The 15,971-nt window shown below is 66.9% G+C and carries 14 protein-coding genes and 1 pseudogene; 9 read left to right on the top strand and 6 right to left on the bottom strand.

What is annotated here, in order from left to right; translation table 11 throughout:
• Positions 1-25: 25 nt before the first annotated feature.
• Entirely contained in the window at positions 26-2,119 is a 2,094-nt protein-coding gene (locus tag G4G00_RS14350; protein WP_164274537.1) for a M13 family metallopeptidase, read from the bottom strand.
• A 120-nt stretch (positions 2,120-2,239) separates the two neighbouring features.
• Between G4G00_RS14350 and G4G00_RS14345 the strand changes: the two genes are divergently transcribed.
• Both G4G00_RS14345 and G4G00_RS14340 read left to right on the top strand, forming a co-directional pair.
• Positions 2,240-2,659: a hypothetical protein gene (locus G4G00_RS14345; protein WP_164274535.1), complete on the top strand. Its 420-nt coding sequence runs from the start codon at positions 2,240-2,242 to the stop codon at positions 2,657-2,659.
• 126 nt (positions 2,660-2,785) lie between these two features.
• Positions 2,786-3,208: a hypothetical protein gene (locus tag G4G00_RS14340; protein ID WP_164274533.1), complete on the top strand. Its 423-nt coding sequence runs from the start codon at positions 2,786-2,788 to the stop codon at positions 3,206-3,208.
• Positions 3,209-3,318: 110 nt separating this feature from the next.
• Here G4G00_RS14340 and gpmA read toward each other — a convergent pair whose 3' ends face one another.
• Both gpmA and G4G00_RS14330 read right to left on the bottom strand, forming a co-directional pair.
• Entirely contained in the window at positions 3,319-4,068 is a 750-nt protein-coding gene (gene gpmA / locus G4G00_RS14335) for a 2,3-diphosphoglycerate-dependent phosphoglycerate mutase (protein WP_108749003.1), read from the bottom strand.
• Between the two features lie 207 nt (positions 4,069-4,275).
• A complete protein-coding gene (locus G4G00_RS14330) occupies positions 4,276-5,271 on the bottom strand; it encodes a cation diffusion facilitator family transporter (protein ID WP_164274532.1) in 996 nt (331 codons plus the stop codon).
• A gap of 201 nt (positions 5,272-5,472) precedes the next feature.
• On the opposite strand from G4G00_RS14330, the gene G4G00_RS14325 reads away from it, so the two are divergent.
• Positions 5,473-6,888 (top strand): diguanylate cyclase, encoded by a 1,416-nt coding sequence (locus G4G00_RS14325; protein WP_164274530.1) that lies wholly within the window; start codon positions 5,473-5,475, stop codon positions 6,886-6,888.
• On the opposite strand, the gene G4G00_RS14320 is transcribed toward G4G00_RS14325, so the two are convergent.
• Positions 6,885-8,027: an MFS transporter gene (locus G4G00_RS14320; RefSeq protein WP_240336164.1), complete on the bottom strand. Its 1,143-nt coding sequence runs from the start codon at positions 8,025-8,027 to the stop codon at positions 6,885-6,887. The two genes, G4G00_RS14325 and G4G00_RS14320, sit on opposite strands and share 4 nt — an antisense overlap.
• Positions 8,028-8,137: 110 nt before the next feature.
• Between G4G00_RS14320 and G4G00_RS14315 the strand changes: the two genes are divergently transcribed.
• From G4G00_RS14315 to G4G00_RS14290, 6 genes and pseudogenes are all read left to right on the top strand, one after another.
• A complete protein-coding gene (locus G4G00_RS14315; RefSeq protein ID WP_108752535.1) occupies positions 8,138-8,566 on the top strand; it encodes a helix-turn-helix domain-containing protein in 429 nt (142 codons plus the stop codon).
• 93 nt (positions 8,567-8,659) lie between these two features.
• A complete protein-coding gene (locus tag G4G00_RS14310) occupies positions 8,660-8,995 on the top strand; it encodes a DUF3649 domain-containing protein (RefSeq protein ID WP_199911422.1) in 336 nt (111 codons plus the stop codon).
• Positions 8,992-10,581 carry a PepSY-associated TM helix domain-containing protein gene (locus tag G4G00_RS14305; protein WP_108752533.1) on the top strand — a complete coding sequence of 530 codons (1,590 nt, stop codon included), beginning with the start codon at positions 8,992-8,994 and terminating at the stop codon, positions 10,579-10,581. The genes G4G00_RS14310 and G4G00_RS14305 overlap by 4 nt, the downstream gene beginning before the upstream one ends.
• A complete protein-coding gene (locus tag G4G00_RS14300; RefSeq protein ID WP_164274528.1) occupies positions 10,578-10,877 on the top strand; it encodes a DUF3325 domain-containing protein in 300 nt (99 codons plus the stop codon). Before G4G00_RS14305 ends, G4G00_RS14300 begins: the two co-directional genes overlap by 4 nt.
• Positions 10,878-10,894: 17 nt before the next feature.
• The gene (locus G4G00_RS14295; protein WP_164274526.1) at positions 10,895-13,102 is read left to right on the top strand and encodes a TonB-dependent siderophore receptor; all 2,208 of its coding nucleotides are present in this window, start codon (positions 10,895-10,897) and stop codon (positions 13,100-13,102) included.
• A 67-nt stretch (positions 13,103-13,169) separates the two neighbouring features.
• Positions 13,170-14,300: pseudogene (locus G4G00_RS14290) on the top strand (metallophosphoesterase).
• A gap of 130 nt (positions 14,301-14,430) precedes the next feature.
• Here G4G00_RS14290 and G4G00_RS14285 read toward each other — a convergent pair.
• Positions 14,431-15,099: a hypothetical protein gene (locus G4G00_RS14285; protein WP_108752529.1), complete on the bottom strand. Its 669-nt coding sequence runs from the start codon at positions 15,097-15,099 to the stop codon at positions 14,431-14,433.
• A 177-nt stretch (positions 15,100-15,276) separates the two neighbouring features.
• On the bottom strand, positions 15,277-15,828 hold the full coding sequence (locus G4G00_RS14280; RefSeq protein WP_164274524.1) for a hypothetical protein: 552 nt from the start codon (positions 15,826-15,828) through the stop codon (positions 15,277-15,279).
• Positions 15,829-15,971: the final 143 nt, after the last annotated feature.

Raw genomic sequence — 15,971 nt, 5'->3', positions numbered from 1 at the left:
TGCAACTACGCTACTGCGGCGGGGATTACCAGATCACCACGCGCTTGTCGTCGGCGCGCACCATCGCATCGCCGGCCTTGCACTGGAACGCCGCGGCGAACGAAGGCATGTTCGACGGTGCACCGTTGGCACGGAAGTTGGCCGGTGCGTGCGGATCGGTGTTCAGGCGCACGCGCAGCTCGCCATCGGTGAAGTTGCGGCGCCACACCGTGGCCCAGTTCATGAAGAAGCGCTGGTCTTGGCTGTGGCCATCGACGTCGACATTCGCCTTCGGGTCTTCCTTCAGCGCCATCTGCAGCGCGTCGTAAGCCACGGTCAGGCCGCCCAGGTCGCCGATGTTCTCGCCCAGGGTCAGCTTGCCCTTCACGAACACGCCCGGCACCGACTCGTAGCCGTCGAACTGCGCCACCAGCTGGTCGGTGCGTTCGGTGAAGGCCTTGCGGTCAGCGTCGGTCCACCAGTTGTCGAAGTTGCCGTTGGCGGCGAACTGGCTGCCCGAATCGTCGTAGCCGTGCATCATTTCGTGGCCGATGACCGCACCGATACCGCCGTAGTTCAGCGCCGGATCGGCCTTGGCGTCGAAGAACGGCGCCTGCAGGATCGCCGCCGGGAACACGATCTCGTTCTTGGTAGCGTTGTAGTAGGCGTTCACCGTCTGCGGGGTCATGCCCCACTCGGTCTTGTCCACCGGCTTGCCGATCTTGTCCAGCATGTAGCGGTAGTTGAACGCGCGTGCCGCCTGCATGTTGCCCAGGTAGCTGTCGCCGTTGGTCTGCAGGCCCGCCCAGTCACGCCACTTGTCCGGGTAACCGATCTTCGGGGTGAAGCTGGCCCACTTCTCCAGCGCCTTCTTCTTGGTTTCCTCGCCCATCCACGGCAGCTGCTCCAGGCGCGCCTTCAGCGCCTGCGACAGGTTTTCCACCAGGTGCTGCATGGCCACCTTCGACTCGGCCGGGAACACCGCATCGACGTACAGCTGGCCCAGGGCTTCACCCATGCCACCGTTGACCGATTCCAGCACGCGCTTCCAGCGCGGCTGCATTTCCTTCTGGCCACGCAGGGTGGTGCCGTAGAAATCGAAGTTGGCCTTTTCGAAGGTGCTGCTCAGGTACGGCGAAGCATCGTCGATGGTGTGGAAGCGCAGGTAGGCCTGCCAGGTGCTGGCCGGCACGTCGGCCAGCATCTTGTCCATTTCACCGAAGAAGCCCGGCTGGGCCAGCGAGAACTTCTGCGCGGCCGGCACCTTCAGGGTGTCAAACAGCGCGGTCCAGCTGAAGTTAGGGGTCAGCTTGTCGGCGTCGGCGGCGCTGAGCGGGTTGTAGCGCTTGGCCGGGTCACGCATTTCGATGCGCGACATCGACGCCTTGGCCAGGCGGGTTTCGAAGGCCATCACGGCCTTGGCCTGCTCGGCGGCCTGCGCAGCGTCTACGCCGGACAGGGTCAGCACCTGGGCGATGTAGGCCACGTAGGCATCGCGGATCTTGGCCTGCGCCTCGTCGAAGTAGTAGCCCTTTTCCGGCAGGCCCAGACCGCCCTGGCCGACGTAGGCGATCACGTTGGCCGAATCCTTGTAATCGGCATTGGCAAACAGCGAGAACAGCACGCCCTTGCCCTCGGCCTGGCTGTCGCGCAGGTACTGGGTGATGGCCGTGGTGTCGTTCAGCGCGGCGATCTTGTCCAGCTGCGGCTGCAGCGGTGCCAGGCCGGCGGCTTCGATCTTGGCTTCATCGTTGCCGGTCTTCCAGATGTCACCGATCTTGGCTTCCACCGAACCGGCCTTGGCCTGGCTGGCGGCGGCCTGCTGCACCAGCGCGTGCTGCACTTCCAGCGAACGCTCGCGCAGGATCTCGAAGCTGCCCCAGGTGGTCTGGTCGCCCGGCACCGGGTTGGCGGTCAGCCACTTGCTGTTGACGAAGCCGTTGAGGTCGGTACAGGCGGCGATGGACGGGTCCAGGTCGGCGCTGTTGAGCGAGATCAGCGGGGTCTTGATCTGCGACAGATCGAAGGCCGGCTTGGCATCGGCGGTGGCCGCCGGCGCGGTTTCATTCTTGCCACAGGCGGCCAGCGAGGCAGCGATGGCGATGGTCAGGCCCAGCGGGACCAGGTTGCGGACGTTCATGGAGTCTCTCTCCGACGGCGAATCCTCAAGCCTAGCGGGCATGGCGGTGCGGGGGACCGGCCAAAGGTCACAGGGCGTATGCTTGGGAATCGGGCCGAACCGGCCACACCAGGTGATTGCATGGAAAAGTATGGGCTTGTTCCCCAGCAGGATGAATGGGGCTGTGGTGCTGCGTGCGTGGCATCGCTATTGGGCATTTCCTATGCGAGGGCAAAGAAGAGGCTGGAGGCTATCAAACGGAAGCCTTTGGATAGCGAGCCAGAAGGCCTTGAGATCCACGAAATCTGGATGTGCCTTGCAGAGGAGGAGCTGCATTACATCGCAGTGTGGCAAGAGCCGAAGAAGTACGTCCCGGGCACAAACGCCTGCATTCATGGAGAATCGCCCTACGACGGGTATCACTACCTGCTGATGACGCCCTACGGCTGGATGGACCCCTATAGCAACATGGAAAGTCAGGAAGACGATTACCGAAGCAGCATCTATCGACAGTCGCTCCCCGTAGGCACAGCGCTTTCGGTTGCCCTGGTTCCGCGGTAACCCTCGGGCCGGGGGAGACGGGGGCTGCTACGCCATCTCAGTGGCGCATGGATTGGCTTTAAGGACTCCGATCATTCGGCACGTGCTGCTGACGCATTCGATGCATGGCAACTACCATCGTCGGCCATGAAGACCCTGACCCTCGCCACCCGCTTGGACGCGCCGCTGCGACTCCATGCCAACAATCCCCAGCTGGTGGGTGTTGAACAGCTGCCAGGCGCCATTGCCGCGCAGATGGCCGAAGCGCCACGCGCGCACCTGCTGGCCTGGTCGGCGGTGGAGGCCGGGATCGCGGGGTTCAGCCAGCACGGTCGCCATCTACTGCTGCCGCTGCCGGTACTCGGTGCCGGCATTGGCAGCATGCGGCCGGCCAAGGGGCGCGGCTTCATCACCCTGTTCGTGCGCACCGACCACGCGCATATGCTTGATGTGCTGGGCAGCGATACGTTCGATCAGGCGGCGCTGGATGGACTGCTTGGGCAGCGCGCGCCGTTGGGGGAGCTGCTGGGGTGTGCGCTGGATGTGGAAGACTGGGGGTATGACTGCTGAGGGCGCAGCCACCCATGGGGTGGCTCTACTACGCGTGCGCACCTTCTGTAGAGTCGAGCCATGCTCGACGCCACAAAAGGAAAGGCCGGCTTGCGCCGGCCTTCTGTTTCTTATTTCGCCTTGCCTTGGTTGGCCACGGCCTCGGCGGCCTTGCGCGCCGCTTCCGGGTCGCCCAGGTAGCGGAACGACTTCACGGTCAGGTCGTCGTTCAGTTCGAACAGCAGCGGGATGCCGGTCGGGATGTTCAGCTCGAGGATTTCCTCGCGCGACACGTTGTTGAGGTATTTGTACAGCGCGCGCAGCGAGTTGCCGTGGGCGGTGACCAGCACGGTCTTGCCGTCCTTCAGCTGCGGCGCGATGGCGTCGTGCCAGTACGGCAGCACGCGGTCCAGGGTGGTGGCCAGCGATTCGGTGCCCGGCAGGGCGTTGCGGTCCAGGCCGGCGTAGCGACGGTCGTGGATCGGGTGGCCCGGGTCGTCCAGCTCCATCGGCGGCGGCGGGATGTCGTAGGAACGGCGCCACACCTTGACCTGGTCTTCGCCGTGCTTGGCGGCGGTCTCGGCCTTGTCCAGGCCCTGCAGGCCGCCGTAGTGGCGCTCGTTCAGGCGCCAGGATTTGTTGACCGGCAGCCAGTCCTGGCCCAGTTCGGCCAGTGCGCCCTGCAGGGTGTGGATGGCGCGCTTCAGCACCGAGGTGTGGGCGACGTCGAACTGCAGGCCTTCCTCGCGCATCAGGCGGCCCGCATTGGCGGCCTCGCTGCGGCCCTGGTCGGTCAGGTCAACATCGACCCAGCCGGTGAAGCGGTTGTCCAGGTTCCACTGGCTCTGGCCGTGGCGCAACAGTACGAGTTTACGGGTCACTGCAGGATCTCCAACGCGAGGAAAGGCAGGCGGGCATTGTAGCCCCGCCGGGCGCAACAGGGTCAGTTGGCCGGCCAGGTCGCGAGGAAGGCAACGCCAACCGATAGAGTCGACTGTCAGTCGACTGCTCTTCCCTCGGCCATCGAAAACCCCGCGCTGCGCGCGATAGTCGACTGACAGTCGACTCTACCGCCGGTATCCCGGTCGCTAGCGGTGTACGTGGCCATGATGCCCCTGCGCATCATGGTCATGGTCATGGTCATGGTCATGGTCATGGTCATGGTCATGGTCATGATCGTGGTCGTGCTTCGCCGGTTGCCCGCAGGCTTCGCCGCAATGGTCGGCCTCGATCTGCAGGGTCACGTGATCGATGCCGAACTCCTCGTGCAAGCGCGTGCCCAGCGTGCGGCGCAGGGCATCGGCATCGCTGCCTTCGCGCATCACCACGTGCGCGGTGAGCGCCGGCGTGCTCGAGGCCAGCGCCCAGATGTGCAGGTCGTGCACATCCAGCACCGCCTCGTGGTCGCCCAGCCGTTCGCGTACCCGCGCCACATCGGTGCCCTTGGGCACGCCTTCCAGCAGCACGTTGATCGCCTCGCGCATCAGCACCCAGGTGCGCGGCAGCACCCACAGGCCGATCAGCACGGCCAGGATCGGGTCGATCGGCTTCCAGCCGGTCCAGCGGATCAGCAGCGCGCCCACGATCACCGCCACCGAACCGAGCATGTCGGCCCACACTTCCAGGTAGGCGCCCTTCACGTTCAGGCTTTCACCGCTGCCGGCCTGCAGCAGGCGCATGGAAATCAGGTTGATGACCAACCCGATCGCGGCGATCACCAGCATGCCGGTCGAGGCGATCTCCTGCGGCTGGCGGAAGCGCTCGATCGCTTCCCACAGAATGTAGGCGGCCACCACGAACAGCATGGCGCCATTGATCATCGCGCCCAGTGCTTCCAGCCGCGCATAGCCGTACGTTCGCCGCGCATCGGGCGGCCGCCGGCTCAGCCGCACCGCCACCAGCGCGATCATCAGCGCCAGCGTATCGGTGGCCATGTGCGCCGCGTCGGACAGCAGCGCCAGGCTGTTGGTCCAGAACGCGCCCACCACTTCCACCAGCAGGAAGGTGGTGGTCAGCCCCAGCGCCCACCACAGCGGCTTTTCATGGCGGATTTCGGATGGCAGGTGATCGTGGTCGTGGCCCATGGCGAAGTTCCTGTGCAATGCGGTCAGGCTACGCCGCGCAGGCGCGGGAGACTATTACGCTGTTTATAACATTGCAGTGCGGGCCAACCCTCACGCGCGCCGCGCAGGCTGCACCGCACGTAAACTGGCGGCGCAACCGCGCTCAACCGCGCACGCCCGCAGCCGATACCGCTACGCCGCCTTACACCGCACGAGAACACCGTGGACACACCCCATCTGGACGATGCCAGCCAACCGCTGGCCGAGGCCTGGCAGCACAGCCTGCAGCAGGCCGGCCCGGCTGCCACCGCACTGCTGCATCGCGTGGCCAGCGACGCCCCCCCGCTGCTGGCGCAGCGCTTCTATGAAGTCTTGCTGGACGATGCGCGCGCCCGTCGCTTCCTGTCCCACGAACAGGTGAAGCATCGCCTGCAGCCGGCCATGCAGCGCTGGCTGGTGCAGCTGCTCACCACGGACGCCGGCGCGGTCGCCAGCGCCGTTGCGGCGCAGCGGGTGATCGGCGATGTGCACGCGCGCGTGGGTATTCCGGTGGATCTGGTCACCCGCGGCGCACGGGTACTGAAACACGATCTGTTCGCACGGCTGCAAGCGCAGGCCAGCGACAGCACCACCGCGTTTGCTTCCATCACCTGCCTGAGCACGGTAATGGACATTGCCATGGAAGGCATGACCCTGGCCTACACCCATGCCCGCGAGCGATCATCGCGTACCGATGCGGCCTATCGCCTGTTCTCGCTGGTGCAGAACGTGAGCACCGAACGCGAGCGCCAGCGCGCCCTGCTGCTGGATTGGGAAAACGCTCTGCTGTACACGCTGGCCGGCCACGCCAGCAGCAGCGACAGCGCCAGCCTGGCCACCTCCGAATTCGGCCTGTGGTTCACCCACAAGGGCATTCCCAGCTTTGGTGAAAGCAGCGAAACCCAGCAGGTGGGGCAGCTGATCGCCCGCATCGACAGCGGGCTGCAGCACGCCATCGCAGACAACCCTGCACAGCGCCTGGCGCAGCTGCCGGCCATCCGCGAGGACCTGGCCAGCATCCGCACGCTGATGACCCTGTTGTTCGAGCGCATCGGTGAACTGGACGCCGGCAGTGACACGCTGACCAACCTGCTCAATCGCCGCTTCCTGCCCACCGTACTGCGCCGCGAGATCGAACTGGCCACCCGCCACCAGACCCCGTTCTCGCTCCTGCTGCTGGACCTGGACCACTTCAAGGCCATCAACGATGGCCACGGCCACGATGCCGGTGACCGCGCCCTGCAGCACGTGGCCACGCTGCTCAGCCAATCCACCCGGGGCAGCGACTATCTGTTCCGCTACGGCGGCGAGGAGTTCGTGGTGGTGCTGGTGGCCGCCAGCCAGTCGCAGGCGGCGGTCATTGCCGAAGGCCTGCGCCGGCAGATTGCGCAATCGCCGGTCGCGTTGGCCGATGGCACGGTGCTGTCGTTGAGCACCAGCATCGGCGTGGCCGGCCACGATGGACACCCCGATTACGAACGCCTGATGGCACGTGCGGACGCGGCGATGTATGCGGCCAAGCGGGGCGGCCGCAACCGCGTGGTGGTGGCCGATGCTGCATTGCCCGAACCGCCGGGACGGCGCGCACAACCGCGCTAGCGCACGCCGGCGCGGCGCCAGAGCCCCCACCAGCCCAGCGCCAGCAGGGCAATGGCCGCGCCGGCCGCACACACGGCCGCCCAACCCCAGCGCATCTGCAACCAGGGACCCAGCGCCCCGCCCACGCCGCTGCCCAGCGCATAGAACAGCATGTACAGCGCCACCAGGCGCCCATGCTGCTGTGGCGGCGCGCGCAGCAGCAGCGCCTGGTTGGACACGTGCAGGGCCTGGCCGCCCAGATCCAGCACCACCACGCCCAGCAGCAGCACTGCCACCGACTGCGGCAGGCCCAGCAGCGGCCACCATGACAGCAGCATCAGCAGCAACGCCGCCAGGCTCACGCGATGGGCGAACCCGCGGTCCATCCACTGCCCCACGCGCGCGGCCAGCACGGCACCGAACGCGCCGGCCAGACCCAGCGCACCGATGGCGGCGGTGGACCAACCCAGCGCCGGGGCCGACAACGGCAGCGGCACCGCGGCCCAGAACACGTTCAGCCCAGCAAACAGCATCAGTGCCAACGGACCGCGTTCGCGCAGCGCCGGGTTGTCGCGCAGCATGGCCAGCATGCCGGCATACAACGCACGTACAGACGGCAGCACCGTCGGTGCTGGCATGGCCGGCAGCCGTCGCCACAGCAGCAGCCCCACCGTCGCCACCAACACCGCCGACAGCAGATAGACCGCGCGCCAGCCAGCCACCGTGGCCACGGCACCCGACACCACGCGCGCCAGCAACAGGCCGATGAACACCCCGCCCTGTACCGTGCCCACCGCACGCCCCCGTTCGTGCTCGGCGGCCAGACCGGCCGTGCAGGCAATCAGGCCCTGGGTCAGCGCCGTACCCAGCAGCCCCACCAGCACCATGCCCAGCAGCAGCCCTATGGAGCTGTTCGCCGCTGCCAGACCCAGCAGGGCCAGCACCAGCGCGCCCATCTGCAGTCGCAGCAATCGCCGGCGATCCAGCCGATCGGCCAGCGGCAGCAGCACCAGCAAGGCCAGCACGCTGCCGGCCTGGGTGGCCGCCACCACCCACCCGGCCAGCGCAGGCGCCAGCGCGAACGCGTGGGCCAGCTCGGCCAGCAAGGGCTGCGCGTAATAGACATTGGCCACGCTGGCGCCCGCGGCGATGGCCAACAGACCCCGCAGCGAAGAAGAAAGAGACGAAGGCGTGATTGTGGTTTCATTTTGCAACCAGATGCACGATAGCGATTCCGGTTTTAAACTGCAACCAGAATCCGGAGTCGCCCATGCACGCTGACAGCCCCTGCCCCGTTGCCCGCACCGTCGATCTGCTCGGCGACCGCTGGGCCCTGCTGATCCTGCGCGATGCCTTCGACGGCGTGGCCCGCTTCAGCGATTTCCAGCGCAGCCTGGGCGCGGCCCGCAACATCCTCAGCGACCGCCTGCGGCGCCTGCTCGACGCCGGCCTGCTGCAGCAGCAGCCCGCCGCCGATGGCAGCGCCTATCACGAGTACGTGCTGACGGCCGCGGGCCAGGACCTGTTCCCGGTGCTGGTGGCCCTGCGCCAGTGGGGCGAACGCCACTGCTTCGCGGCCGGCGAAGCCCATTCGCTGCTGACCGAGCGCAGCAGCGGCCACGCCCTGCCCTACATGCAGCCGCGGGATCACAACGGCCAGCCGTTGCCCGCGCACGCCACCGTGGTGCGCAAGCTGTAGGCGGTGGCATCCCCCGAATGGGGGACTCGACAGGGTCACCGGTGTCAAATAGCATTCAATTGCAATTGCACACGGTTCTCATTGACATCGGCGATGGCCGCTCCTACCTCTCCTTCTGTTGCCGGCACTGCGCCGGCCAAGCGTGTGGCGCGCGGTAACGGTCATGCCCTGCTGTGGGCACGTGGGCTGCTGGCGCTGCTGGGCGGTTACGCCGTGGCCGCCTGCTGGGCCGCCGCATTGGCGCGTCTGCTGCCCGGCGCGAAGGCCGATGCCACCCTGGTGGCCACGATGGCCGCGTTCGTGGTCTACGCACTGGCCGCCATCTGGGCCTACGCCGCGCGCAGTACCCTGCGTGCCGCCATGGGTCTGCTGGGCGCGGGCGCTCTGGGCGCGCTGATCGCCTGGCTGTTGCGCGGGAACATCGCATGAGCAGCGCCGACAATCTGGGCGGCATCCGCCAATCGCAATCGGTGCTGCACACCTGGTCGGGCCTGGTGGTCGGCTGGGTGCTGTTCCTGATCTTCATTGCCGGCACCGCGTCGTACTGGAAGGAAGAACTGACCCGCTGGATGCAGCCGGAAATCGGCCTGCCCGCCGATGCCAGCACCGCCGTGAACCAGGCCCAGCAGTTCCTGGCACGCACCGCACCGGACGCGCAGCGCTGGAGCATCGAACTGCCCGATTCACGCAGCAGCGCCACCGCGGTCAGTTGGCAACCCAAGGGCGAGAAGGAACGCCGGCGCGGCCAGCGCAATCCCAACCAGGCCACCCTGGATGCCAACGGCACGCCGGTGCAGGTGCGCGAGACACGCGGCGGCAACTTCTTCTACCGCCTGCATTTCGATCTGCACTACGTGCCGGTGCTGTGGGCGCGGTGGTTCATCAGTGCCTGTTCCATGCTGATGCTGGTGGCGATCATCAGTGGGGTCATCACCCACAAGAAGATCTTCACCGACTTCTTCACCTTCCGCCGTGGCAAGGGCCAACGCAGCTGGCTGGATGGCCACAACGCGCTGGCGGTGCTGTCGCTGCCGTTCCATCTGATGATCACCTACACCGGTCTGATCACCCTGATGACCCTGTACATGCCGTGGGCGGTGGATGCGAACTACCCCGGTGGCCGCGATGCGTTCTTCGCCGAGCTGTTCCCGCGTGCGGAAAAGGTCGAGCCCAGTGGCGTGGCCGCTGTGCCGCCCGCGCTGGCCCAGGTGCTGCGCCGTGCGGAACTGCAGTGGGGAGGTGGCCATGCGGCGTCGCTGCAGATCGACCAGCCAGGTGATGCATCCATGCGCATTGCCGTGCGCCGCCAGCAGGCCGACCAGATTGCCGGGGCCAACGACACGCTCACCTTCGACGCGCGCGGCGAACTGCTGGATGCTGCCCCACCGCGCTCGGCCGCCGTGGTCACCCGCGACGGCATGATCGGGCTGCACGCGGCACGTTTCGCGCCCACCACGATGCGCTGGCTGTTCTTCCTGTCCGGCGTGGCCGGCACGCTGATGGTCGCCACCGGGCTGGTGCTGTGGACGGTGAAGCGGCGCACCCAGCTGCCCGATCCTGCGCGTCCGCACCTGGGTTTCCGCATTGTGGAACGCCTGAACATCGGCTTCGTCAGTGGCCTGCCGGTGGCCATGCTGGCCTTCCTGTGGGGCAACCGCCTGCTGCCGGTGGAACTGGCCAACCGCAGCGATGCCGAAGTGAAAGTGTTCTTCTACGCATGGGCGGCCTGCCTGCTGCACGCGCTGCTGCGCCCGGCCCGTCGCGGCTGGGTGGAACAACTGGCAGTGGCCGGCGTATTGGCGCTGGCCCTGCCGCTGTACAACCTGGTGGTCTGGCACGGTGGCGCGGTCAGTGCGCTGGCCAACGGTGATGGCGCCCGGGCCGGCATCGACATCGGCCTGCTGCTGATCGGTGCCAGCCTGTTGTGGGCCGCGCGCAAGGTGCATCGTTTCGTGCCGGCACAACGCAAGCCGCGTGCCGCACGCGCCGCCCCGGCGGCCGAGGCCAGCGCATGAGCGCGCTCGCCCTGCTGCTGGCGGCCTTCGGCTTCGTCTGCCTGGCGCTGGCAATGGAACGCCACCATCGCGACGTCACCGGTCATGCACCGGCCGCGCCGCGCCGCCGCGTGCTGCGCCTGCTGGGCGCGGCCGCGCTGGCGACCAGCCTGGCACCCAGCATCGCCGCCTGGGGCGTTGCCCAAGGGTTCGTGGGCTGGTGTGGCGTGCTCGCCGCCGGCGCCGGCGCCATGGTGCTCTGGCTCAGTTTCCGCAGCCCGGCCAAGCCGGCGCCACGCCCGTCTTCCCGTTCCTGAACTAGAAAGGTCATTGCATGAAGCACACCCACTCTGGCGCCCTGCGCCGGAACGCCCTCGCCTTGTCGCTCGCCTGCGCCGCCGCGCCGGCGTTCGCCCAGGACGCCGCGCCGACCACCACCGAGTTGGACCGGGTGATGGTGACCCAGCGCACCGAGGGCTACCAGGTCTATGGCACCAACACCGCCACCAAGCTGCCGCTGACCCTGCGCGAAACACCGCAGTCGCTGACCGTGTTCACCCGCCAGCGCATCGAGGATTTCAACCTCATCACGATTTCCGAAGTGCTGCAGCAGACGCCGGGCGTCACCATCCAGTCGTATGACAGCAACCGCACGCTGTTCAACGCGCGTGGCTTTGCCATCAACAACTTCATGTTCGATGGCATTCCCACCAACTACACCACCGGCGCCGGCGGCAACTCGATCCTCAGCGACACCTCCATCTACGAACGCATTGAAGTGGTGCGCGGCGCCAGCGGCCTGGTCACCGGCTCGGGCAACCCGTCGGCCACGGTGAACATGGTGCGCAAGCGCCCGACCGAAACCTTCCAGGCCAGCACCAGCCTCAGCGCCGGTTCGTGGGATTACAAGCGCGCCGAGGTGGATGTGTCCGGTCCTCTAAGCAAGAGTGGCCGCGTGCGCGGGCGCTTCGTCGGCGCCTACACCGACAAGGAAAGCTGGGTGCGCTTCCAGCATGACAAGTCGCCCAGCCTGTACGGGGTGATCGAAGCGGACCTGACCGACAGCACCCGCCTGCGCGCGGGCATCGATTACCTGAAGACCGGTTCCGACGGCGGCGCCTGGAGCGCCTCGCCGCTGTACTTCCGCGATGGCAGCCGCGCGCACATGCCGCGTTCCTACAGCGCGGCCGCACGCTGGAACGAATGGAACCGCGAAAGCACCAACTACTTCGCCACCCTGGAACAGCAGTTCGGCGCCGGCTGGAGTGGCCGCCTGGCCTACAACCACCGCGCCACCGATAGCGATTCGCTGCTGCTGGCCGGTTCCAACACCGGCAACTGGGCCGACCCGGTCACCGGTCTGGGCCTGCGCATTGCCGATACCTATTCGGTGTCGGAAACCCGCGAAGATGCCTTCGACCTCTACGCGTCCGGCCCGTTCCAGCTGTTCGGCCGTTCGCTCGAACTGGTGGTGGGCATCAACCACTACGACCGTGACCTGGACACCATCCGCGCCGGCATCACCTCGCGCCCGTACAACGTGGCCGCCTTCCCCAGCATCTTCAGCTGGGATGGCAACATCGGCAAGCCGACCACCTACAACTACGGCATTCCGTCCAGCACGGTGAACACCACCGAGACCGGCTACTACGCCGCCGTGCGCCTGAACCCGATCGACCCGCTGAAGATCATCGCCGGCGCGCGCTATTCCGATTACCGCACCACCACCGACAACTACAACATCGACGGTGTGTTCACCAGCCGCAGCGCGCGCACCACCGCCCATGAGCTGACCCCGTACGTGGGCGTGCTGTACGACCTGGGCAGCAGCATCACCGCCTTTGCCAGCTATTCGGACGTGTTCCAGGCCACCGCCCGGCGCGATATCAACAACCAGCTGCTGGACCCCACCACCGGTGGCAACTACGAGTACGGCCTGAAGGCCGACTTCTTCGGCGGCCGCCTGTACGCGGCGTTGAACGGCTTCTACATGAAGCAGGACAACGTGGCCGAGCTGGACCCGAACGGCGGCGAGACCAAGCTGCCCGATGGCAGTTCGCCGTACATCGCCAGCCGCGGCATCACCACCCAGGGCGGTGAGTTCGAAGTCTCCGGTTCGATCAACGACCACTGGAGCATGACCGGCGGCTACACCTACAGCTACAGCAGCAACCCCGATGGCAGCCGCTTCGCCAGCACCAGCCCGATGCACCTGGCCCGCTTCAACACCACCTGGACCCATGGCCAGTGGACGCTGGGCGGCGGTGTCAGCGTGCAGAGCGAGATCTACCAGATGCAGCCCATCCCCACCGGGCGCTTCAATGCCAACGGCACCCCGGTTACCGCCACCGGCAAGATGAGCCAGGGCGGCTACGTGCTGTTCGACCTGATGGGCCGCTACCGCATCAACGACAACCTGAGCGTGGGCGTGACCGTCACCAACCTGTTCGACAAGGTCTACTACCGCAACGTCGGCTTCTTCAACTCCGGCTACTGGGGTGAACCGCGCCGCGTGCTGTTCAACCTGCGCGCGAAGTTCTGAGCAACGGCGTAGCATCAGGGGCGGGCCTTCGGGTCCGCCTTTTTTTTGCCCGCCAAGGAAACTCACCATGCTGCACCGTGCCCTGTCCCGCCCTGCCCGCCTGCTGCTGCCACTGGCCCTGCTGCTGGGCGCGCCGCTGCTGCAGGCCCGCGAGGTGGCCACACCGGCCGAACACGTGGATGCCGATGGCCCCTATGTGTTCCGCGTGGGCGAGCAGCTGCGCGCGCAGTGGATCTGTGGTGACCAGGTACAGATGCGCACCCTGCCCGCCACTGCCAGCGGCACCGATTTCAGCCCGCAGTGCGGCTACACCCACAGCGTGCACGTGGCGCCGCCGGCGGCACCCTCGGTGTCGGTACTGCCGGCCGCACCGCGCATCGTCGCCCTGTCCGATATCCATGGCCAGTACGGCCTGCTGGTGCGCCTGCTGCGTGCCAACAAGGTGATCGATGCGCAGGACCGCTGGGCGCTGGGCACCGACACCCTGGTCATTGCCGGCGATGTGTTCGACCGCGGCCCGTAGGTGACCGAGGCGTTCTGGCTGCTGTACGGCCTGCAGCAACAGGCTGCTGCCGCCGGTGGCGCGGTGCACTTCGTGCTGGGCAACCATGAAACCATGGTGCTGTACGACGACCTGCGCTACGTCAACGCCAAGTACCTGCGCAGCGCACGACTGCTCGGCCGCAGCTACCCGCAGCTGTACGGCGCCGATTCGGTGATCGGGCAGTGGCTGCGCACGCGGCCGGTACTGCTGAAGATCGGCGACACCCTGTTCCTGCACGGCGGCATTTCGCCCGACGCGGTGGAACTGGCGCTGGACCCGGCCGCCACCAACCACGCCTACCAGGCTTCGCTGGGCACGCCGAAGGCAGAGGTAAAGGCCAACCCGGCCACCGCCCCGCTGTACGACGGCAAGACCAGCCCGATCTGGTACCGCGGCTATTTCGACGGGCGCCTGGATGCGCAGGGCGTGCAGGCCGTGCTGGACCGCCTGCAGCTGAAGCGCATCGTGGTCGGCCACACCTCCATGCCGCACGTGAGCACTTTCCACGGCGGCCGGGTGATCGCCATCGACAGCAGCATCAAGAACGGCGAGAACGGCGAACTGCTGTTCATTGAAAACGGAACGCTGAGCCGTGGCCTGCTGGATGGAAGTCGCGTGCCGCTGGCCGAAGGCGTTCCCGGCGCGGATGGCTGACCGTTGGTAGAGTCGAGCTTGCTCGACTGCCGTTGGCCATTGGTAGAGTCGAGCTTGCTCGACTGCACAGCCGCGCGAAACGCCAGAGCCAAAGCAGTCGAGCAAGCTCGACTCTACCGAATCGCGCGCCTTAGAGCGGGCGCTGCTGCATCGGCACAGCGCTGCCTTCACTGCGCGCGCGGGCAGCCAGCGGCTCACGCACGCGCTGCGCCAGGTAGCCCAGGCTGGCGGCCAGGATGAAGGTGTAGCCCAGCAACTCGGTGGTTTCTTCGATGGTGTTCTTGAACACGCGGATGTACTGGTCACCCAGCAAGCCCGTCCACAACGAGGTCATGCCGATCAGGCGCGAGTAGAACAGCAGCAGCACCAGGCCGATGGTCATCACCGTGCCGGCGCGCGAGGTGAGAAAGCGCACCAGACCGGCCACGGCACCGCGCCAGTCACGGCTGGCCCAGGCCAGCGAACCGACGATCAGCAACGTCACCGGATACTTCCAGAACCCGTGCGCGATCAGGTCCAGCGCCTCGTCCATCTCGCGCAGGAACATGCAGGCGAACAGGGCCGCAGCCAGCACCGCGAAACCCCGGTCCTCGGCGCGGCGCCACGCCAACCGCGCGAACGCCAGCACGCTGGCCGCCAGGAAGCCTTCCTGGGTCAATTCCACCAGTGACCACTCGCCCACTGCGTCGCCCAACCAATGAATGTCCAGCCAGGCCAGCAAGGGCGGCAGGGTCACCATGAAGCCGAAAAGGAAGGTGCGTCCCAGATGGGACAGCAGGAGGCGGAGATCATTCTTCATTACGTACTACCTGCGCCGGAAGCGGCGAAACTGCGGAAAACAAAGGCGACAGGGGGCAGGTCCACGAACGGGCCCGCGCGGCGTGTCGCGGCGGTTCGTTATTGTCTCGTTAAAGGCGGCGCCTGACGACCGCACCAATGGAATGGAGAGGTCCGCCTGCGCGTGCAGCGCGCGATGTCAGCAGGCAATCCAGTAATCGACCTGGAACAACCGCCCGTGCGCATCGAAGCGCAGGTCATAGCGCTCCTCGAAGCGTCCGCGCGGATCGGCGGTCACATGCACGGTGCCATCGCTGGCGTGCGCGCGCGGCAACTGCTGCATGACACTTGCCCCGGTACTGCGCAGATCGATCCGCTGCCCGTTGGACAGCAGCAGCGCGCCCGCGCGCCCCGGTTCGAAGCGGCGCAGCACCGCGGTCAGGCCATCGCTTTCCCAAGCCTGCCCGGCCCAGCTCAGCAGCTGGATATCGCCGTGATCGTATGCACTGCCGCATTCGTATGGCGACGCCTCGCGTTGCAGCGGCGCACCCAGCGCCTGCAGCACGCGCGGCAGCGGCACCTGTTCGCCGTGCGCGAACCGGCCCAGGCCCTGCACCTGCACGCCCACGATGGCCGGCTGATCGTCTTCGTCGGAGGGCTCGGCCTGGGCCAACGCAACAGGCTGCACCACCAGCAGCAGGGCCGCGGCAATCAGGCAGACACGTCGACGATGGCGGAGCCGTTGTTCCATGGCGGCGACTGTACTGCAGTTTCCGCCGCACGCACCCGCGGTACCTACAACGGCTTCACGGCATACCGACTAATTTTTGCCGGACACTTTACGGATGACGGACCCACGTGCATCGGCATCGCCCCACCCCGTGGCTGCAACGC

It is taken from the genome of Stenotrophomonas sp. B1-1, from assembly GCF_010894375.1.
GTDB lineage: Bacteria > Pseudomonadota > Gammaproteobacteria > Xanthomonadales > Xanthomonadaceae > Stenotrophomonas.
This window is presented reverse-complemented; position numbering and strand designations above follow the sequence as displayed.